At 61.0% G+C, this 19,138-nt stretch carries 14 protein-coding genes and 7 tRNA genes; 7 read left to right on the top strand and 14 right to left on the bottom strand.

Features of this window, described 5'->3' with window-relative positions:
• Position 1 precedes the first annotated feature (1 nt).
• The 14 genes from EDC39_RS07015 to EDC39_RS06950 all read right to left on the bottom strand — a co-directional run bounded on the left by EDC39_RS07015 (position 2) and on the right by EDC39_RS06950 (position 11,501).
• Positions 2-967 carry a peptidylprolyl isomerase gene (locus tag EDC39_RS07015; protein WP_187426688.1) on the bottom strand — a complete coding sequence of 322 codons (966 nt, stop codon included), beginning with the start codon at positions 965-967 and terminating at the stop codon, positions 2-4.
• A 159-nt stretch (positions 968-1,126) separates the two neighbouring features.
• Positions 1,127-1,203, bottom strand: a tRNA-Asp gene (locus EDC39_RS07010).
• Between the two features lie 41 nt (positions 1,204-1,244).
• Positions 1,245-1,320: transfer RNA gene (locus EDC39_RS07005), tRNA-Val, on the bottom strand.
• Positions 1,321-1,332: 12 nt separating this feature from the next.
• Positions 1,333-1,409: transfer RNA gene (locus EDC39_RS07000), tRNA-Asp, on the bottom strand.
• 126 nt (positions 1,410-1,535) lie between these two features.
• Positions 1,536-1,808, bottom strand: coding sequence for an HU family DNA-binding protein (locus tag EDC39_RS06995; RefSeq protein WP_148895668.1), 273 nt, complete (start codon positions 1,806-1,808; stop codon positions 1,536-1,538).
• Positions 1,809-1,909: 101 nt separating this feature from the next.
• On the bottom strand, positions 1,910-4,327 hold the full coding sequence (gene lon / locus EDC39_RS06990) for an endopeptidase La (RefSeq protein WP_148895667.1): 2,418 nt from the start codon (positions 4,325-4,327) through the stop codon (positions 1,910-1,912).
• A 39-nt stretch (positions 4,328-4,366) separates the two neighbouring features.
• Complete coding sequence (gene clpX, locus EDC39_RS06985) at positions 4,367-5,617, bottom strand: ATP-dependent Clp protease ATP-binding subunit ClpX (protein ID WP_148895666.1); 1,251 nt, start codon at positions 5,615-5,617, stop codon at positions 4,367-4,369.
• A gap of 24 nt (positions 5,618-5,641) precedes the next feature.
• Positions 5,642-6,226 (bottom strand): ATP-dependent Clp endopeptidase proteolytic subunit ClpP, encoded by a 585-nt coding sequence (clpP, locus tag EDC39_RS06980; RefSeq protein WP_148895665.1) that lies wholly within the window; start codon positions 6,224-6,226, stop codon positions 5,642-5,644.
• A gap of 2 nt (positions 6,227-6,228) precedes the next feature.
• On the bottom strand, positions 6,229-7,596 hold the full coding sequence (tig, locus tag EDC39_RS06975; protein WP_246140198.1) for a trigger factor: 1,368 nt from the start codon (positions 7,594-7,596) through the stop codon (positions 6,229-6,231).
• Positions 7,597-7,633: 37 nt separating this feature from the next.
• Positions 7,634-7,718: transfer RNA gene (locus EDC39_RS06970), tRNA-Leu, on the bottom strand.
• Between the two features lie 138 nt (positions 7,719-7,856).
• A tRNA-His gene (locus EDC39_RS06965) sits at positions 7,857-7,932 on the bottom strand.
• Between the two features lie 53 nt (positions 7,933-7,985).
• Positions 7,986-8,062, bottom strand: a tRNA-Arg gene (locus tag EDC39_RS06960).
• A 16-nt stretch (positions 8,063-8,078) separates the two neighbouring features.
• Positions 8,079-8,155 (bottom strand) — tRNA-Pro (locus EDC39_RS06955).
• 88 nt (positions 8,156-8,243) lie between these two features.
• Positions 8,244-11,501, bottom strand: coding sequence for a PAS domain S-box protein (locus tag EDC39_RS06950; protein WP_187426687.1), 3,258 nt, complete (start codon positions 11,499-11,501; stop codon positions 8,244-8,246).
• 416 nt (positions 11,502-11,917) lie between these two features.
• Here EDC39_RS06950 and EDC39_RS06945 point away from each other — a divergent pair, with 416 nt between their 5' ends.
• The 7 genes from EDC39_RS06945 (at position 11,918) to EDC39_RS06915 (ending at position 19,131) form a co-directional block, all read left to right on the top strand.
• Entirely contained in the window at positions 11,918-12,706 is a 789-nt protein-coding gene (locus tag EDC39_RS06945) for an MlaE family ABC transporter permease (protein ID WP_148895662.1), read from the top strand.
• A gap of 21 nt (positions 12,707-12,727) precedes the next feature.
• On the top strand, positions 12,728-13,510 hold the full coding sequence (locus EDC39_RS06940; protein ID WP_148895661.1) for an ABC transporter ATP-binding protein: 783 nt from the start codon (positions 12,728-12,730) through the stop codon (positions 13,508-13,510).
• A complete protein-coding gene (gene mlaD, locus EDC39_RS06935) occupies positions 13,507-13,959 on the top strand; it encodes an outer membrane lipid asymmetry maintenance protein MlaD (RefSeq protein ID WP_148895660.1) in 453 nt (150 codons plus the stop codon). The genes EDC39_RS06940 and mlaD overlap by 4 nt, the downstream gene beginning before the upstream one ends.
• On the top strand, positions 13,956-14,756 hold the full coding sequence (locus EDC39_RS06930; RefSeq protein WP_148895659.1) for an MlaA family lipoprotein: 801 nt from the start codon (positions 13,956-13,958) through the stop codon (positions 14,754-14,756). The genes mlaD and EDC39_RS06930 overlap by 4 nt, the downstream gene beginning before the upstream one ends.
• 67 nt (positions 14,757-14,823) lie before the next feature.
• Complete coding sequence (locus EDC39_RS06925) at positions 14,824-15,426, top strand: MlaC/ttg2D family ABC transporter substrate-binding protein (RefSeq protein WP_148895658.1); 603 nt, start codon at positions 14,824-14,826, stop codon at positions 15,424-15,426.
• A gap of 200 nt (positions 15,427-15,626) precedes the next feature.
• Positions 15,627-15,827, top strand: a complete 201-nt coding sequence (locus EDC39_RS06920) for a cold-shock protein (RefSeq protein ID WP_148895657.1) — start codon at positions 15,627-15,629, stop codon at positions 15,825-15,827.
• A 352-nt stretch (positions 15,828-16,179) separates the two neighbouring features.
• Complete coding sequence (locus tag EDC39_RS06915; RefSeq protein ID WP_148895656.1) at positions 16,180-19,131, top strand: insulinase family protein; 2,952 nt, start codon at positions 16,180-16,182, stop codon at positions 19,129-19,131.
• The last annotated feature ends 7 nt before the right edge of the window (positions 19,132-19,138 follow it).

Below are 19,138 nucleotides of genomic sequence, written 5' to 3'. Positions count from 1 at the left end.
CTCAGAAAATCTCGACCCGGTATTTCTTCTTCAGCTCCTCAAGCCAGGCCTTCTTCAACCGCTCGCGCTCTTCCTTTTCCAGCTGCTGGCGAATCTTGCCGGCCATCTCCTCGTAGGTCAACTGACGTTCCTCGTTGACCTCGACCAGCTTGATGATGTGGTATCCGAACCGGGTGCGAACCAGATCGGAGATTTCCCCCGGCTTCAGCTTCAGCAGTGCCTGCTCGAAGGCCTTGACCGTCTGTCCGACATGAAAGTAACCGAGATCGCCGCCGACATACCGGGTGCGATCATCGGAATTGTAGTAGGCAAGATTGTAGAAGTCCTCTCCCGCCCTGGCCCGCTTGAGGAGCTCCTCGGCCCTCTTTCTGCGTTCTTCCCGTTCCTGTTTGTTGGACGAAGGGTCGACGCGCACCAGAATATGACTGGCCCTGAACTGCTTCGGACGCATGAAGCGGTCCTTGTTCTTTTCATAATAGGCCCGCACCTGCTGCTCGCTGATCTTGACCTGTTTTTCGACCCTCTCCTCTTCGGCCTTTTCGGCCAGAAGCTGTCGGTAAAGAGCGGCCCGATAACCCTGGACTCCTTCGACACCAGCCGCCTTCTCAAATTCTTCCCGGCTTTTGTACCGGGCCCGCAGCTTGGCCAACTTGGCGTCGACCTCTTCGTTGGGAACGGACAGTTCCTGATCGATGGCCCACTGCACCATCAATGCCCTTTCGACAAGCCGGTCGAGCGCCTGCTTGCGGATCTCCTCGCGCCTTTCTTTCGATACGCCGCCATGAAAACCACCCTGCAGGGGCAGGATCCTCTGAAACTCCCGCGCCAGCTCATAACGCGTTATCGGAACACTGCCGACACGAGCGACCAGATCGTTCTTGCTGTCGGCAGAGGCAAGCACGGGGAACAGAAGAAGGACGACAGAGAAAACTGCGCAGATGCGGACAAATCGAACCGGAATGATCATGAGTGGGCCTCGTACAGGTTGCGTTGAAAATGGACAGATGGTTTCCCGACCGTTCATGCTAGCACAAATCACCGCCACATTTAAACCATCCGCTTCATGCCCATAACCCAAACGGAAAAACAAAGAGGCGAGCCTTTCGACTCGCCTCTTGCATCTGAATGGCGGGGCTGACGGGACTCGAACCCGCGACCTCCGGCGTGACAGGCCGGCGTTGTAACCGACTCTACTACAGCCCCGTAGGTCCTTCCTCCGAAGAACCTCCTTTCTATATCTTTAATGGTGGGCGAAACAGGGCTCGAACCTGTGACCCCCTGCTTGTAAGGCAGGTGCTCTCCCAGCTGAGCTATTCGCCCTTGTCGACTAAATGGCGGGGCTGACGGGACTCGAACCCGCGACCTCCGGCGTGACAGGCCGGCGTTGTAACCGACTCTACTACAGCCCCGCATGCAAAGAGCATAGAAATAGGAAACAGAAAATAGCCTGTTGCTCTCGATTCCATTTTCTGTTTCCTATTCCTGCCCGACCGCCGGATTCCGGCGATCGGGCCTGAAACCTGCGGTTTGTCAGATCAGTTGACGGCGTCCTTCAGAGCCTTACCGGCCTTGAACTTGGGCGTCTTGGCGGCAGGAATGTTGATCTGCTCACCAGTCTGGGGATTCTTGCCCGTCCGGGCGGCACGCTCACCGACGCTGAAAGTGCCGAAACCAACAAGGGCAACCTTGTCACCAGCTTTCAGGGCATCCGTGACAACACTGGTGAAAGCCGCAAGTGCCTTCTCGGCATCAGCCTTGCTCAACCCTGCCTTCTCTGCCATCGCATTCACAAGATCCGCCTTGGTCACAACAAACCTCCAGTTATCTAGATTAATAAAGCCCTGCTGAAAACGGACTCCTTTATATCAGACTGCATTTTTTGAAGTCAAGCAATTTAATCAGCCAAAACCTAGTGCCTGACCGGTTCTCCCGGGCTCTCGGCAAAATGCGCATTACGCCCCTCGGCAAGAGAAGAATCCGTTTCGAGAAGAGCCTCGGCCAAAACCTCGTCCATGTGTTCGACGGTGACGATGTCGAGATCCTTGCGAACCTGAGGAGGCACATCTTCCAGGTCCTTCTCGTTCTCCTTCGGGATCAGCACCTTGCCGATACCGCCTCGCCGGGCAGCCAGCAGCTTCTCCTTCAGTCCGCCGATGGCGAGCACCCGTCCCTGCAGGGTGATTTCGCCGGTCATGGCCAGATCGGGCCTGACCGGACGCCCGGTCAGAATCGACGCCAGTGCCGTCGCCATGGTGATGCCGGCTGACGGTCCGTCCTTGGGAATGGCTCCTTCGGGCACATGAATGTGGATGTCCAGCTTGTGATAGAAATCCTCCTTCAGCCCCAGCTCCCGCCAGCGGGAACGGACATAGCTCATGGCTGCCTGGGCCGATTCGCGCATCACTTCGCCCAACTTGCCAGTCACCGTCAGTTTCCCCTGCCCTGGCAGAACAACGACCTCGATGGTCAGCAGTTCACCACCGAATTCCGTCCACGCCAGGCCGGTGACGATTCCCACCTTCTCCTTCTCCTCGCGGGTGCCGAACTGGTAGCGCGGCACCCCGAGATGCTTGCGCACCTGCGCAGCCCCGACATGGAACGTCTTCTCCTTGTTTTGCGACCTGACAATCTCGCGGGCGATCTTGCGGCAGATGTTGGCGATCTCCCGCTCGAGGCTGCGCACCCCGGCCTCGCGGGTATAGCAGCGCAAAATTTCGTAGATGGCGCTGTCGGAGAATTTCACCTGACCATCCCTGAGACCGTGCGCCTCGAGCTGCTTGGGGATGAGATAGCGGCGGGCGATGTGCAGCTTCTCCTCCTCGGTATAACCCTCGATGCGAATGATCTCCATCCGGTCCTGCAGCGGCCGCGGGATGGTGTGCAGGGTGTTGGCCGTGGTCACGAACATCACGCTGGACAGGTCGTAGTCGACATCGAGGAAGTGATCACCGAAGGTGGTGTTCTGCTCCGGATCGAGCACTTCGAGCAGCGCCGATGACGGATCACCGCGAAAATCGGTGCTCATCTTGTCGATCTCATCGAGCAGAAACACCGGATTCTTCACCTGCACCTTGCGCAGCCCCTGAATGATCTTGCCTGGCATGGCGCCGATGTAGGTCCGCCGATGCCCGCGGATTTCCGCTTCGTCCCTCACTCCGCCCAGGGAAACACGCACGAACTTGCGCCCCATGGCGCGGGCGATGGAACGACCGAGCGAGGTCTTGCCCACACCGGGCGGCCCGACCAGGCAGAGGATCGGTCCCTTGATCTTCTTGGCCAGGGCCTGCACCGCCAGATACTCCAGGATGCGTTCCTTGACCTTTTTCAGACCGTAATGATCCGCCTCGAGCACCTGCTCGGCGCGGGCAATGTCCAGCCGGTCCCGGGTTCCCTTTTTCCAAGGCAGGGCCAGCAGCCAGTCAAGATAGTTGCGGACCACCGTCGCCTCGGCCGACATGGGAGACATCATCTTCAGCTTGCGCAGCTCCGCCAGCGCCTTTTCGGTCGCCTCCCTGGACATGCGCTTCTTCTCGATCTTCTCCTCGAGCTCGCGCAACTCCTGCTTGAACTCGTCCTTTTCCCCCAGCTCCTTCTGGATGGCGCGCATCTGCTCGTTGAGATAGTACTCCTTCTGGCTGCGCTCCATCTGGTTCTTGACCCGTGTGCGGATCTTCTTCTCGATCTGCAGGATCTCGACCTCGCGCTCGATGATGGCGAGCAGCCTCTCCAGACGCTCGACAGCATCGAAGGTGGCGAGAACCTCCTGCTTTTCGGCGATGCGGATATTGAGCTGGGCGACGATGGTGTCGGCCAGCCGGCCGGCCTGGTCGATCCCGCGAACCGAGGCGACCACCTCGGACGGCACCTTCTTGCTCAGGTTGACATAGTTTTCAAAAGCGTTGTTGACGCTGCGGATCAGCGCCTGCACCTCGGCCGAATCCTGCTCGACGTCCGGCAGCTGCTCGCAACTGACAAAGAAACATTCATCCCGGTCGACCAGACGGGTGATACGCCCGCGCGTCTTGCCTTCGACCAGCACCTTGACCGTGCCGTCGGGGAGCTTGAGCATCTGGATGACCTGGCCGATGGTGCCGACATCGTAGATGTCGTCCCGGCCCGGATCGTCGTTCTTGGGGTCCTTCTGGGTGGCCAGAAAAATGGCCTTGTCCTGCTCCATCGCGCTTTCCAGGGCGCTGATGGAACGCGGCCGCCCGACAAAGAGAGGCGTCACCATGTGCGGAAAGATGACGATGTCGCGCAGGGGCAGAAGCGGCAAAAGGTCCCCGAAGAAATCTTCGGGAACCCGTTGGTCATAATAGTCGGTCATGATTTACCTGTCGCCTCCAACGACGTCGGTACTGGCGTCTCAGGCCGATTCGGCGCAATCGTAGAGAACGATCGGACGGGATTTCTTGGTGATCGTGTCTTCGTTGATGACAACTTCCTTGACCCGATCCTGAGAGGGGATTTCATACATGACATCAAGCATGGCATTTTCAAGAATGGAACGCAGCCCCCTCGCACCGGTCTTTCGAGTCAGCGTTTCCCGGGCGATCGCCTCAAGGGCGCCGTCGGTGAACTTGAGACTGACCTCTTCCATCTCGAAAAGCTTCTGATACTGCTTGATCAGGGCGTTTTTCGGCTCTTTCAGAATCTGGATCAGAGCCTCCTCGTCAAGTTCGTCGAGCGTGGCGATCACCGGCAGCCGGCCGACGAATTCCGGAATCAGGCCGTACTTGAGAAGGTCGACCGGCTCGGTCAGGGCCAGGATCTCGCCCAGGGAACGGTCGTCACGTGAACGGACGTCCGCCCCGAACCCCATGGCCTTGCCGCCGATGCGGCGGGAAATAATCTCCTCGATGCCGGCAAAGGCACCACCGCAGATGAAGAGAATGTTGGTGGTGTCGACCTTGAGGAACTCCTGCTGCGGATGCTTGCGGCCACCCTTGGGCGGAACACTGGCCGTGGTCCCCTCGATGATCTTCAGCAGCGCCTGCTGCACCCCCTCGCCCGACACGTCGCGGGTGATGGAGGGGGAATCGGACTTGCGGGCGATCTTGTCGACCTCGTCGATGTAGATGATCCCCTTCTGCGCCCGCTCCAGATCGTAATCGGCCGCCTGCAGCAGGTTGAGGATGATGTTTTCGACATCCTCTCCGACATAGCCGGCCTCGGTCAGGTTGGTGGCATCGGCGATGGCGAAAGGAACGTTCAGAACCTTGGCGAGGGTCTGGGCAAGCAGGGTCTTGCCGCTGCCGGTCGGGCCGAGCAGCAGGATGTTGCTCTTCTGGATTTCGACCTCGTCCTTCCGGCCGGCATGAGCCACCCGCTTGTAGTGGTTGTAGACGGCAACCGAGAGAACCTTCTTGGCCCGTTCCTGGCCTATCACGTAGTCGTCGAGGATATCCTTGATTTCCGACGGCCGCGGCAGGTTCTCGAGTCCGCCGAGGGACTCTTCCTCGAGTTTGGTCTCCTCGGCTATGATGTCACGGCACAGCTCGATACACTCGTCGCAGATATAGACCGCGGGACCGGCTATCAGTTTCTTGACTTCGTCCTGCGACTTTCCGCAGAACGAACAACTCAGGTCGCTTGACCGATCGTCTCTATGGCTCACGAATCACCCTCCCGGAATGACGGGTCATCCCTTCCTGGTAACCATATCGTCGATAATACCATACTCTTTAGCCGCGGGACCACCCATGAAGAAATCCCGCTCGGTATCGGCCGCAATCCGTTCGATGTCCTGTTCGGTGTGCCGGGCGAGGATGGCATTGAGCTGATCACGCATCTTGAGGATTTCCTCGGCGTGAATCTTGATGTCCGAAGCCTGCCCCTGAAAGCCTCCCAGCGGCTGGTGGATCATGATCCGGGCGTTGGGCAGGGCAAAACGCTTGCCCTTTTCGCCGGCCGCCAAGAGCACAGCCCCCATGCTGGCCGCCTGACCGACGCAGATGGTCGACACCGGCGCCTTGACATACTGCATGGTGTCATAGATGGCCAGCCCGGCGGTGACGATACCGCCGGGCGAGTTGATATAGAGAAAGATGTCCTTCTCCGGGTCTTCCGACTCGAGAAACAGCAATTGGGCGATCACCAGATTGGCAATATGGTCGTCGATGGCACCGCCGAGAAAGATGATCCGGTCCTTGAGCAGCCGCGAATAGATATCGTAGGCCCGCTCGCCGCGTCCGGTCTGTTCGACAACCATGGGGATCAGGGTCATGGTCAAGCCTCCGTTGCCTCTTCAGTTTCGGCCTGAGCCTTTTCCGCTTCCAGCTCCTGCCGGCCCACTTCAACAATCTTGGCATTGTCGATCAGAAACGCAAGGGTCTTCTCCTCGAGGATCTGATCCTTGAGCGTGGCGCGCGCCTCGTCGCTACTGTAATACTGTCGGACGGCATCGACCGGGGCATTAGCCATGGCGGCGATCTCCTCGAACTTGCCCTCGATCTCGTCATCGGCGACCTCGATCCCCTCCTGGCGGCCGATCGCCTCGAGCAACAGGCTGCCCTGAACCTGCTTCACCGCCGTATCGCGGTAGAGGCTAGCGAAAACCTCCTCGTTCATGCCGAGCATCTCCAGGGTCATCCCCTGCTGCTGCATGCGGTTGCGGACATTCTGCAGCATGTACTCGAGCTGCTTGGCCACCATCGCTTCCGGCACCTCGATCGGATTTTTCGCCACCAGGGCCTCGACCAGACGCTCGCGCAGATCTCCCTCGATCCGGCTCTTTTCCTGCTGCTGGAAATTCTCCGTCATCTTCTGCCGCAGATCTTCGAGGCTTTCGGCGCCGAATTCCCTGGCGAAATCGTCGTCCAGCCCGGGAAGCACCTTCTCCTTGATCTCGTGCAGCTTCACCTTGAAAACCGCCTTCTTCCCGGCCAGTTCCTTGTTGCCGTATTCTTCGGGGAAGGTCACCTCGATCTCCTTTTCCTCCTCCCGTTTCATGCCGACAATCTGCTCCTCGAAGCCGGGGATGAAAGAGCCGGAACCGAGTTCGAGCACGTGTCCCTCGGCGCTGCCGCCGTCGAAGGCCTCACCGTCGACAAATCCCTCGAAATCGATGGTGACGAAATCTCCTTCGCGCGCCTTCTTGCGGCTGGTCACCTTCTGCTCGACCCTCATCTGCCGCATCTCCTCCAGCCGGTGATCGACGACGGCGGGGTCGAACTCGAATTTTTCCTTCTTGACCTCGAGCCCGGTATAGTCCTTTGCCTCGACCTCGGGCTTGACCTCGACCTCGGCGACATAGGTAAAGGCCTTGCCGCGATCGATATCGCCGCTTTCAGTGATTTCCGGCTGGCCGACCGCCGGCACCTTGTGGTCGACCAGAGCCTGGAAGTAGGAGTCACTGATCAGCTTGGTGACGACCTTCTCCTCCATCTGCGGCCGGAAATACTGCTCGAGAATGCGCTGCGGAATCTTGCCCTTGCGAAACCCCTTCAGCTTCGCCGTCCGGGCGATTTCGGCGTAGGCCCCGGCAATGGCGGCGTCGACCTGCTCGGCGCCGACCTCGAAGGAGAGTCTCCGGCGGATGCTGCTGACTTCTTCGACCTTGACGTTCATATTCTTCACCTCGAGATAGGGAATCATTCGCGTTTTTCAGGCAGCCCCGCAACGGTGTCGAACCTGGTGCGAGAGGGGGGACTCGAACCCCCACGGCCCAGGCCGCTGGATCCTAAATCCAGTGCGTCTACCAGTTCCGCCACTCTCGCAGAAATCCGGAAAGAACCGACTGAAAAACCTTCAAATAAAGCAAATCTTTAAATAAAACAAAGCCCACCCTAGCCGTTTGACCCGCGGCCGGGGCCGCGTCTGTTCGGTAACGGTTGGGCGGGCCATGGTTGATGAAATGGGGTGAGTGAAGGGACTTGAACCCTCGACAACTGGAGCCACAATCCAGCGCTCTACCAACTGAGCTACACCCACCACAAGTGAAGCGAGATACTAACCAAAAAGCCGCTGAGCTGTCAAATCTAAATTGGCACGCCAGGAAGGACTCGAACCCTCGACCCGCGGCTTAGAAGGCCGCTGCTCTATCCAGCTGAGCTACTGGCGCGTGTTCACCTGGTGAATGGTCGGGGCGACTGGATTTGAACCAGCGACCCCCTGCTCCCAAGGCAGGTGCGCTACCAGGCTGCGCTACACCCCGACGGAGGCGGTTATTTACCATGGTCGGGGATCGAATGCAAGCGCAAACCGGCCGCAACCGCCCGTTCGCAACTCCACAGCTCCCACCGTCAATCTTCCTGCTGGTCACCGCAAGGAAGCAGAACCCATACCTTGGTATATGTCCCCACCTCGCTCTCGATCCTCAGTTCGCCGCCATGATCCTTGACAATGCCCTGACTGATGGAAAGGCCCAGTCCGGTCCCTTCGTTGACCGGCTTGGTGGTATGGAAGGGGTTGAACACCCGCCGCAGATGTTCCGGCGCGATCCCCGTCCCCTGGTCATGGAAGATGATGGCCAGACAGTCGTCCTGCCGGCGGCAGACGATGCACAACAGCTTGTCCGGACAGGATTGCGGATACTTCTGGTTCAGGGCATAGCGGGCGTTGCTGATCAGGTTCATGAAAACCTGCTGGATCTGCTGCTGAAAGACGTTCACCGGCGGCAGATCGGGCGGCACGTCGACCTCGAGATGGATACCGTCTTTCTGCAGCTGGGTGCGCACCAGTACCAGCGTGTCCTCGACGATCTCGGCAACCCGCACCGGGGTGCGCACCTGGCCGCCCAGCCGGGAGAAGGAGAGCAGACCGGTGACGATGGTGGCAATGCGGTCTCCTTCCTTGAGAATACGGCTGGCGATATCACACCACTGTTCCTGTCCGTCCAGGACATCATGCAGGATCTGCGCGTAGTTGATGATGCCGTTGATCGGGTTGTTGATCTCGTGGGCAACACCGGCGGCCAGCTCCCCGATCGAGGCGAGCTGACCGGCGCGCACCGCTTCTTCGCGCAGCCGCACCCGCTCGGTGATCTCCTGGGCGGCCAGAACCACGTTGATCACCTTCTGCCGGTCGTTGACCACCGGGTAGGTCCGCACATCCCAGAACCTGCCGCCTTCCATCTCGAAAGAAAGTGACTGGGGCCGTCCCAGTTCGAAGGTCCGGCGCACCGGACAGTCGGAGCACTCTGCCGGCAGGTGATGAAAGACCTGGTGGCAGAAACGGTTCTCGAGACCCCGGTCGCCACCAAGAGTACCGAGGGCCCCACAATTGCTCCAGACAACCCGCAACTGGCTGTCGAGCAACAGCAACGGATCCTGCACACTGTCGAGGATGGCCTGAAATTCGCGGGAAAGCCGGCGGTATTTCCGCCCTGCTTCCTCCAGGGCGTTGCGCGCCCGTTTCAGCTCGGTGACGTCCCGGATGACCACAAGCAGACAGTCCTCGTCCTCAAGCCGAACCGGGCAGCCCGAAATCAGACCGGTCTTCCGGCTGCCGTCACGCAACTGCAGATCGGCTTCGAAATTGTTCAGCCATCCATCGCTGAACAGCGCCTGCCACAGATCCCTCCTCACCCGCCGCTCGACCCAGAAACCGAGCTGCTCGGTGGTGCGCCCCGTAACGTCCTCCCTCGTGCACCCGACTTGACGCAGAAAACCTTCGTTGCAGTCGATGATCCGGCCGTCGGACCGCAACAGAAGAATGGCGTCCGGTATCGCGTGGAACATGGTGCGAAACCGCTCTTCGCTCAACTGCAGAGCCCGGCGGGCCTGATGCCCCTGAAACACCATGCTGAACTGGTGGCTCACCACCTTCAGCGACTCGACCTCGTCGGCCAGCCACAGACGCGGGTGTCGACGATCGACCAGGGCGATAAAGCCCGTCAGCCGGTTTCGTTGCAGCAGCGGAACGACCAGCATGGCACCGATCTGCCGTAACAGCAGAAAGTCCCTTTCGGTTCCGGCCCCGTCCGGCAGGTCGTCGACATCTGCCACAACCAGTGGGTCGAGCCTTTTCAGACGGTTCATCACCCAGGGGAAACGGCGGGGATCGAGTCGACCCAGATCCTCCGTCGTCACTGCCAGGTCTTCATGCTGCCAGAATCCGGCCGGCACCAGCGGCGAACCAGCGCCGAAGTAACGGAAAAGATAGGCACCGTCGACCCGGAACCAGCCGGCCACGTTCTGCAGGGTATGGCTGATGCCGGCCTCCATCTCCTCCAGCGGCTGCCGCACGAAACGACCGGTCATTTCGGCCAGCAGCTGCTGGAAGGCTGCCCGGCGCTCCAGGTCTTCGGCCTGACGGACCCTGGCCGAAACGTCCTGAAACAGAACCGCCACACGTCCCGGCGCGATCTGGAAGGCATGAACCTCGAAAATGCGGTCTTCCGATCGATCCCGCCCCAGGCAACGAAGCTGGCCATGATGCCAGGGGTGCCCCGTCTCGGCCACCCTGTGACAGACCTCGGGAATCTCGGCCGCATCGAGCCGGGGAAAGACTTTTTCCATCGCCATACCGACAAGATTGCAGCTGTCGACCCCCAGGATCCGGTCGGCGGCCGGATTTCCCTCGATGAGAATGAGGCGGCCCTGCTCATCGAGCTGGCAGATGAACAGCCCCATGGGAGAAGCCCGGACCACGCTGTGAAAACGGGCCTCGCTTTCACGCAGAGCCTTCTGGGCCTGCTTCATTTTGGTGATGTCGCGGGCGATACTGGTCACGGAAACCAGGCGGCCGGCATCGTCATAGTGAAAATGACAGTTCCACACCATGGTCGACACCCGCCCGTCAAGAGCAACCTGCCGGTTTTCTATGCTGCTGTTGCCAGCCCCGGCCCGCAGGCACTGCTTGAACCAGGCCCGGGTTCGTTCACGGTCGTCGGGATGGATGAAATCGAAGGCCGACATTCCGACGCATTCTTCGGGCTCGAGTCCGAAAATGCGTCGGGATGGGTGGTTGACGAACATGAAACGCCCGTCGGCATCGACCTGGGTCATCAGATAATCGGTCCCCTCGATCAGTTCGCGATAACGCTCTTCACTCTCGGCCAGCCGACTCTGTTCTCGTACCCACTCGCTGACATCGGTCAGCGTAGTCAGCACGGCCGCCCTGTCATGCCAACGTACGCGGTTCGATCGCGCCTCGAGCCAGACCGCCAAAACTCCTTCCATTCGGGGACGCAGCAGAACTGTTTCCGCGTTGTCAGGCCCTGAATCGACGAGGTCGAACAGCCGCCGTGCCCGCGGCTGATCCTGCGGCAAAAAAAGCTTTTCGGGGGATTCGACAGACTGCAGGTCCCCGGGAGAATCATAACCGAGCAGACCGGCAACGGCCCGGCTTGCATAAAGGATGCGTCCCTCGCTGGCCACCAGAAAACCGGTGGTGACACCATCGACCAGGCCCAGAAGAGCCCGGCATTCCTCCCCGCCCTGACGCAGCCGGGTCTCCTGCGACTCCAGAATGCGCCTCAATTCGAGATTGTCCTGCTCGAAAGCCGCCACCCGCAGACGCAGTCGACGCTGAGACCGGCAGGTGGACAGCAGGATCAAGAGAAAAATGGTGTACGTAAGGAACAGCCAAGGAAAACCGTCGGCAGGCGACGGCTGTACAGGCGGCGTCGGAGCAGCCATAACACCGGCGGGGGCCAGGACAACGGCAAAAGACCCGGCCCAGCCATATCGGACAAGACTGTGAAACCGATCAAAAAAAACGGCGGCACCCACCCGCAGAAAAACACCGCCATCTTTTTCGGGAGCGGCATGATGGCATCCCGTCCGGCACCACGGGATGGCGGACTTGAACGATCGGCGAGCCAAGGTTCCCCCTCCTGGCACGATCCATGGAACCTGCGGGCCAGAATGTGCCTGTATCAGTTTAGCAGATTTCCCGGAAAACACCTTCCACCGATGAAATCCCCTGTTATTTAACACTTGCATTGCCCGTACATTTGACTATCCTCTTGGGCATGTTTCAGTTGCTGGAAAGAATCGGCCGGGAAAGTCTCTACCTGCTCGAGGTGACTGGACGCATGGGCATCTTTCTCGGCACCTGCCTGCTGCGCATCGTCACTCCGCCCTACAAGCTGCGGCCGGTGATCCGCCAGATCCACTTCATCGGCGCCAAATCCATTTTCGTCATCATCTTTACCGGCGCCTTCACCGGCATGGTCCTCGGCCTGCAGGGCTACTACACCCTGCGCAAGTTCGGCTCCGAGGGGCTGCTCGGCTCGGCCGTCGCCCTGTCCCTGCTGCGCGAGCTCGGTCCGGTGCTGACGGCGCTGATGGTCATCGGCCGGGCCGGATCGGCCATCACCGCCGAAATCGGCATCATGCGCAACTCGGAACAGATCGACGCCCTCGAATGCATGGCCATCGACCCCTTCAGATACCTGCTTGTTCCCAAGTTCCTCGGCGGCATCATCGCCATGCCCCTGCTCACCTTCATTTTCGATGTGGTCGGCATCGCCGGTGGCTGGGCGGTCGGCGTCGGCCTGCTGGGGGTCAACGAGGGCGTCTTTCTGCAATCGATGTACAAGGCGGTTGTCTGGCACGACATCAACATGGGCATCATCAAGGCCCTGGTCTTCGGCCTGGTGGTGATCTGGATCTGCTCGGTCAAGGGCTACTACCTGCACATGGAACGTACCGGCGGCTTCGGTGCCGAAGGCGTCAGTCGCACGACCACGTCGGCGGTGGTCCTTTCCTCGGTGTCGATCCTGGTCTGGGACTATCTCATCAGCGCGATGATGATCTAGAGAAAGCGACCGCGAACAGACATGGAACAGGAACCGATCATCGAACTGGTCGACGTCGAAAAGTCCTTCGGCGAACAGAAGGTGCTCGACGGTGTCAACCTGCGGGTGCGTCCGGGTACAACCCTGGTCATCGTAGGGGCCTCGGGCCAAGGCAAGAGCGTCATCCTCAAGCACATGCTCGGCCTGATGCGCCCGGACAGCGGCCAGGTGAGGATTCTCGGCTGCGACCTGACCCGCTGCCGGCAGCGGGAACTGAAGGAAGTGCGCCGGCATTTCGGCGTCCTGTTCCAGAACGTCGCCCTCTTCGACTCGATGAATGTCTTCGACAATGTCGCCCTCCCTCTGAGGGAGAGAACGAAAATGCCGGAATCGCAGATCCGTGAGCGGGTCATGGACAAGCTGGCGATGATGGGACTGGAAGGGGCCGAAAACAAGTTCCCGGCCCAGATCAGTGGCGGCATGCAGAAACGGGTCGGTCTGGCCCGTGCCCTGGTCATCGATCCCAAGATCGTCTTTTTCGACGAACCGACCACCGGCCTCGACGTACACAAGAGCAACGAGATCTATCGCCTCTTCTACCGGGCGCAGGCGCAGCTCGGCTACACGGCGGTGATCGTCAGTCACGACGTGCCGAAGATCTTCAAGCTGGCTGACGAGGTGGCGCTGCTGGCCGACAGAAGGATCCAGGGCTGCCTCCCCCCCGAGGCTTTCCAGCTGTCCGACAACCCCCACATCCGCGCCTTCGTCGAAACCACCATGGGTCCGATCTATTCCAGTGAACGCGAGGAGTCAGTCTCATCATGAAAAGATTCAACATTGAGATGGCCGTCGGCCTCTTTCTGGTGCTGGGCTTCCTCTGCTTTGCCTACATTTCGGTCAAGCTGGGTGACGTACGCCTGTTCAACCACACGACATACACCGTCAACGCCCGCTTCAGTTCGGTTTCCGGCCTCAAGGTCGGGGCCAACGTCGAAATCGCCGGTGTCCGCATCGGCCGGGTCAAGGCGATCCGGCTCGATCCGGATGAGTATGAGGCCATTGTCAACATGGAAATCGACAACGGCGTCGAACTGCAGGACGATTGCATCGCCTCCATCCGCACCGCCGGCATCATAGGCGACCGCTACATCAGCATCTCCCCGGGGGGATCACCCGACCTGATCGAACCGGGTGGTGAAATCGAGGAGACCGAGCCGGCCATCAACATCGAAGAACTGATCAGCAAGTACATTTTCGAAAAGGACTCGAAATGAAGCGCCTGTTTCTTCCCCTGCTGTGCGGACTCGGCCTGGCCTGGGGGCTTTTCCTGGCGCCGGCTACCTTCTGCCACGCGGCCTCGCCTTCCATCGAATCCGAAACGGCAAGCCCGGCCGGCCAGACCGGTGAGACGGGCGATTTCAGCGATCCCTTCGACGATCCCTTCGCCGCGGAGGACTCCCAAATCGCCGACCCCCTGGAACCGGTCAACCGTGGTATCTTCTGGTTCAACGACAAACTCTACATCTACCTGTTCAAACCGCTGGCCAGGGGATTCCGCATCGTTCCCGAGCCGGGGCGGCTGGCGATCGACCGCTTCTTCAGCAACCTGGGCACTCCGGTACGGCTGGTCAACTGCATCCTGCAGCTGAAACCGAAGGAAGCCGGAACCGAACTCGGCCGTTTTGTCGTCAACTCGACGGTCGGCCTGCTCGGTCTTTTCGACCCCGCGAAAAGCTGGCTGGGCTGGAAAAAACAGGAAGAGGACCTCGGCCAGACCTTCGGCCGCTACCACGTCGGTCAGGGCTTCTACCTGGTCCTTCCCGTTTTCGGCCCGTCGAGCCTGCGCGACGGCATCGGGCTGCTCGGCGATGGTTTCATCGATCCCATTACCTCGCCCTGGTACGTCAAGCTGCGGCTCTGGGAGCAGATCGCCCTGAAGACCGGCGACCGGATCAACGTCCTTTCCATCGACAAGGATACCTACGAGAGCATCCGCAGGGAGCAGCTCGACCCCTATCTCTTTGTCCGGGACGCCTGGGCCCAGCAGCGGGCCGCGCTGGTCGAAGATTGAAAGACCGGTTTTGGGCTATAATGGCAACGACCCGATTCAATGACCGTTGATCACAAAGGAGTTCCGCATGATTGCCAGAGCGATACGCATCATTCTCACAGCCGTCATCGCCTTGCTGCTCAGCGCGCCGACAGCCATGGCGACCACCCCGAAAGAGGATATCTCGGCCACCGTCAACAGGATTCTCGACGTGCTGCGCGACAAGAACCTGGACAGGCCGCAGCGCCGGCAGACCCTGACCGAACTGATCAAGGGACGGTTCGACTTCGAAACCATGTCCCGCAGCACCCTGGGCAAGAACTGGCGCAAGGCCACGCCCGAGCAGAGGCAGAGATTCATGGAGCTCTTCTCCGCCCTGCTCGAAGCCACCTATCTCGGCCGCATCGAGGCCTACACCGACGAAACCGTCGCTTACGGCGACGAGAAGATCAGGGGGAAAAAGGCTTTGGTCAAGACCAGCATCCGTTCGGGCAACACCGATATCCCCATCCACTACAAGCTGGTACGCAAAACTGACGGCTGGTACGTCTACGATGTGGTCATCGAGGGCGTCAGCCTGGTGCGCAACTTTCGCGGCAGTTACGGCCACATCATCGAACGGGAAGGGTTCGAAAAGCTCTTCGCCAAAATGGAGGCCAAGATTGCCGAACTGAAAAAAGGCCGCCAGTAAAAACTTTTTTGACTTGCTGCAAACAGAACGGCGTGCTATAAGTGATCCTGATACAACAGGCAAGACTGGGATCACGTGAAGAAAGAAATATCCATAAACTGAGACACCGGCCGCATGCTGACAGGACAGCGTGCGGCCTTTCTTGTACCAAGGGGGCCCAGACCCGCACAACCCGTCCTTCGGGACAAAGGAGCAGAACGATGGCAGAAGGTGTAGTGAAATGGTTCAATGATGCGAAAGGTTTCGGTTTCATCGCCCAGGAGGAAGGTCCGGACGTCTTTGTCCACTTCTCTTCAATCCAGATGGAGGGATTCAAGTCGCTGGCCGAAGGTGACCGCGTCTCCTTCGACATCACCGAAGGACAGAAGGGGCCCCAGGCGGCCAATGTCGTCAAGATCTGACCCGGCCCCCGCAATCCAGCCATCGAGCCCCGCGGTCATCCGCGGGGCTTCATTTTTGTTGACAAATCGTGCTGCCCAAAAAGGTTCGGATGCAAGGCATCCGTAAATGTCGAGGCATGAGGCGTACCTTGAAACCGTACTCGAATGCCGAGAAATGCGGAAACACAGCAGACGGGCCTTTTTCAGCAGCCTGAGACCACGCGGCCTTCCGCGGGGCATTTTTCGCCATTCCCCCTGTCAAAACCGCCCGTTTGCCGCTAGACTTGAGAGCAGTACCGGGGCGACCCGGATGAGCCGTCCGCCGGACCGCCCATCCGGGTGCGGCCCGCATTTTCAGAACGGAGTTGAGTGCATGAGCGACACGACTTTCCAGCCCGGCAGCCGTTGCGCCGGCTTCACGGTCGAGGAAAAGACCGACCTTCCCGAACTCAACCTGACCCTGATCCGGCTGGTCCACGACCGGACCGGGGCCCGCCACCTGCACCTGGCGGCTGACGACAGCAACAACCTGTTCGCGGCGACCTTCCGCACGCCGCCGACCGATTCGACCGGCATCGCCCACATTCTCGAACACACCGTCCTGTGCGGCTCGCACCGCTATCCGGTGCGCGATCCCTTCTTTTCGATGATCAGACGCTCACTCAACACCTTCATGAACGCCATGACGGCGAACGACTGGACCAGCTATCCCTTCGCCAGCCAGAACCCGCGGGATTTCGACAATCTGCTCGGCGTCTATCTCGACGCCGTCTTCTTCCCCCTGCTGCGCGAAGAGGATTTTCTCCAGGAAGGGCACCGGCTCGAGTTTGCGGCCGAAACCGACGACGCCCCCCTGACCATCCAGGGGGTGGTCTACAACGAGATGAAGGGCGCCATGGCCTCCCCTGCCAGTCTGCTCGGCCGGCGGCTGGCCAGGGCGCTCTACCCGACCACCACCTACCGGCACAATTCCGGCGGCGAGCCCGAGGCCATCCCCGAGCTGACCTGGCAGGACCTGCGCGCCTTTCACGCCCGCTACTACCACCCCAGCAACAGCTGGCTCTTCAGCTACGGCAACCTGCCGCTCGAGCATCTGCTCGAGCAGGTCGACCGCCTGGCCCTGAGCCGTTTCGACCGGGCCGGGATCGACAGCGAAGTGCCGCCGGAGAAGCGCCTCGACCGGCCCAGGTGCTGCGAGGAGCCCTTCCCTCTCGATCCCGGCGAAAGTCCGGACCGCCGCTCCATGGTCCAGGTCGGCTGGCTGGCCAACGACATCGACGACAGCTACCAGCGGCTGGTGATGAATCTCGTCTCTTTGCTGCTGCTCGGCAATCCCGCCGCTCCCCTCTACCGGGCCCTGCTCGAAAGCGGCCTGGGCAGCAACCTCACCCCGGGCTGCGGCTACCATGACGACAACCGCACCACCTACTTCGCCGCCGGTCTGCAGGGGACCGATCCCGAACGGGCCGAGGCGATCGAACGCCTGATCCTCGACACCCTGGAGCGGGTGGTCGGTGAGGGTTTTTCCGACGAGCGGATCGCAGGCGCCCTGCACCGGCTCGAATTCGCCAACCGCGAGGTGACCGGCGATTCCTACCCCTATCCCCTGCTGCTGATGATGCGCCTGCTCGGTCCCTGGCTGCATGCCGACGACCCGGTTTCGCCGCTGCGCCTGGAGCGTCACCTCGACCGGCTGCGCGACAACCTGAAGGATCCGGGCTACCTTCCCGGCATCATCCGGGAGATGCTGCTCGACAATCCGCACCGGGTCCGGCTGCTGCTGAAGCCCGACACGACCCTGAAACAGCGGCAGGACGAGGAGCTGGCCCGCAGGCTGCAGCAACGCCGGGCGCGCCTGTCGGCGGCGGAGGCGGAGGAGATCCGGCGCAAGGCCGCCGAACTGAAGGCGCGGCAGGAAGCCGAGGAAGACCTCTCCTGCCTGCCGGGTCTCGGCCGGCAGGACATTCCGGAACGGGAGGAAACCGTGCCCTGGCGGCGGCACGGGGAGAACGCCGGTCTGCTGCTCTTTCCGCAGCCGACCAACGGCATCAGCTACCTGGTCGGGCACCTGGCCTGCCAGGGGCTGGAACCGGAGCGGCAGAAGGATCTCGCCATCTACGCCGCCCTGCTGCCGCAACTGGGCGCGGCGGGCCGGGACTACCTGCAGAACGCCGCCCTGGCCGAACGCTACACCGGCGGCCTGCAGGCCGGCACTGAAATTCTCGAAGAGCCGGGCGATGCGCACCGTTTCCGCGGTGAGCTGATCGTCAGGGGCAAGGCGCTGGTCCGCAACCACGACAAGATGCTCGAGCTGCTCGGTGACATGCTGCTGGCGCCCGATTTCGACGACCACGAGCGACTGCGGACTGTTCTGGGACAGATCCGCACCTCCCTGGAAAACGCCATCCCCGGCTCGGGGCACAGCTACGCGGCCCGCTACGCGGCCGCCAGCCTGACGCCGGCGGCAGAGCTGCGCGAAAGCTGGAACGGCATCAGCCTGCTGCGTCGGATCCGCGCCCTGCTCGACGGCTCCACGGAGGCCCTGGTCGACTGGGCCCGGGCAACGGCCGAATCCGGCCGGCAGATGCTGCGGCACAGCCGGCTGCAGTGCGCCCTCGTCGCCGAACAACGGACGCTGGATGATCTGGCGGCGACGACCGAAGCCTTCTGCAGCCGTTTCGCCGGCGGCAGCGAACCGGCTGCGACCGAACGCTCTTTCACCCCGCGGCCCGGGCAATTCGGCCTGGCCACTTCGGTTCCGGTCGCCTACGTCGTGCGCACCTTCGCCACCATCCCCTACACCCATCCCGACGCGCCGCTGCTGCTGCTGCTCGGCAAGCTGCTCAAGGCCGTTTATCTGCACCGTGAGATCAGGGAAAAAGGGGGGGCCTACGGAGGGCTCGCCAGCTGCGACGCCGAGGGGGGCATCTTCTCCATGCTCTCCTACCGCGACCCGCACATCGTCCGCACCCTGCGGGTCTACGACGAGGCCGCCGACTGGGCCGCTGGCGGGCACTTCAGCCAGCAGGAACTGGACGAGGCAATCCTCTCCGTCTTCAGCGATCTCGACCGGCCGCTGTCGCCGGCCGGCCGGGCCGGCCGCGAATTCGCCAACCTAGTGCAGGGGCTCAAACCCGAACTGCGCCAGCGCTTTCGCCGACGCGTGCTGGCGGCGACCTCCGGCGACCTGGCGCGCGTCGCCCAGCGCTACCTGCTCGACAACAGGCAGCGCAGCGCCGTCACCGTCATTGCCGGCCAGACGATGCTGGAAGCGGCCAATCGCGAGCTGGCGGAAAACGAAAGACTGGTGATCGAGAGAATCTGATCCCCTC

Origin of the sequence: Geothermobacter ehrlichii (genome assembly GCF_008124615.1) — a bacterium.
GTDB classification, from domain to species: Bacteria; Desulfobacterota; Desulfuromonadia; order Desulfuromonadales; family Geothermobacteraceae; genus Geothermobacter; species Geothermobacter ehrlichii.
This window is presented reverse-complemented; position numbering and strand designations above follow the sequence as displayed.

What these genes read in the sequence shown, in the direction of transcription:
- EDC39_RS07015 (WP_187426688.1), bottom strand. Translation starts at nt 967, where the DNA reads ATGATCATTCCGGTTCGATTTGTCCGCATCTGCGCAGTTTTCTCTGTC.
- lon (WP_148895667.1), bottom strand. Translation starts at nt 4,327, where the DNA reads ATGACCGACTATTATGACCAACGGGTTCCCGAAGATTTCTTCGGGGAC.
- clpP (WP_148895665.1), bottom strand. Translation starts at nt 6,226, where the DNA reads ATGACCCTGATCCCCATGGTTGTCGAACAGACCGGACGCGGCGAGCGG.
- tig (WP_246140198.1), bottom strand. Translation starts at nt 7,596, where the DNA reads ATGATTCCCTATCTCGAGGTGAAGAATATGAACGTCAAGGTCGAAGAA.
- EDC39_RS06945 (WP_148895662.1), top strand. Translation starts at nt 11,918, where the DNA reads ATGTTTCAGTTGCTGGAAAGAATCGGCCGGGAAAGTCTCTACCTGCTC.
- EDC39_RS06940 (WP_148895661.1), top strand. Translation starts at nt 12,728, where the DNA reads ATGGAACAGGAACCGATCATCGAACTGGTCGACGTCGAAAAGTCCTTC.
- mlaD (WP_148895660.1), top strand. Translation starts at nt 13,507, where the DNA reads ATGAAAAGATTCAACATTGAGATGGCCGTCGGCCTCTTTCTGGTGCTG.
- EDC39_RS06930 (WP_148895659.1), top strand. Translation starts at nt 13,956, where the DNA reads ATGAAGCGCCTGTTTCTTCCCCTGCTGTGCGGACTCGGCCTGGCCTGG.
- EDC39_RS06925 (WP_148895658.1), top strand. Translation starts at nt 14,824, where the DNA reads ATGATTGCCAGAGCGATACGCATCATTCTCACAGCCGTCATCGCCTTG.
- EDC39_RS06920 (WP_148895657.1), top strand. Translation starts at nt 15,627, where the DNA reads ATGGCAGAAGGTGTAGTGAAATGGTTCAATGATGCGAAAGGTTTCGGT.
- EDC39_RS06915 (WP_148895656.1), top strand. Translation starts at nt 16,180, where the DNA reads ATGAGCGACACGACTTTCCAGCCCGGCAGCCGTTGCGCCGGCTTCACG.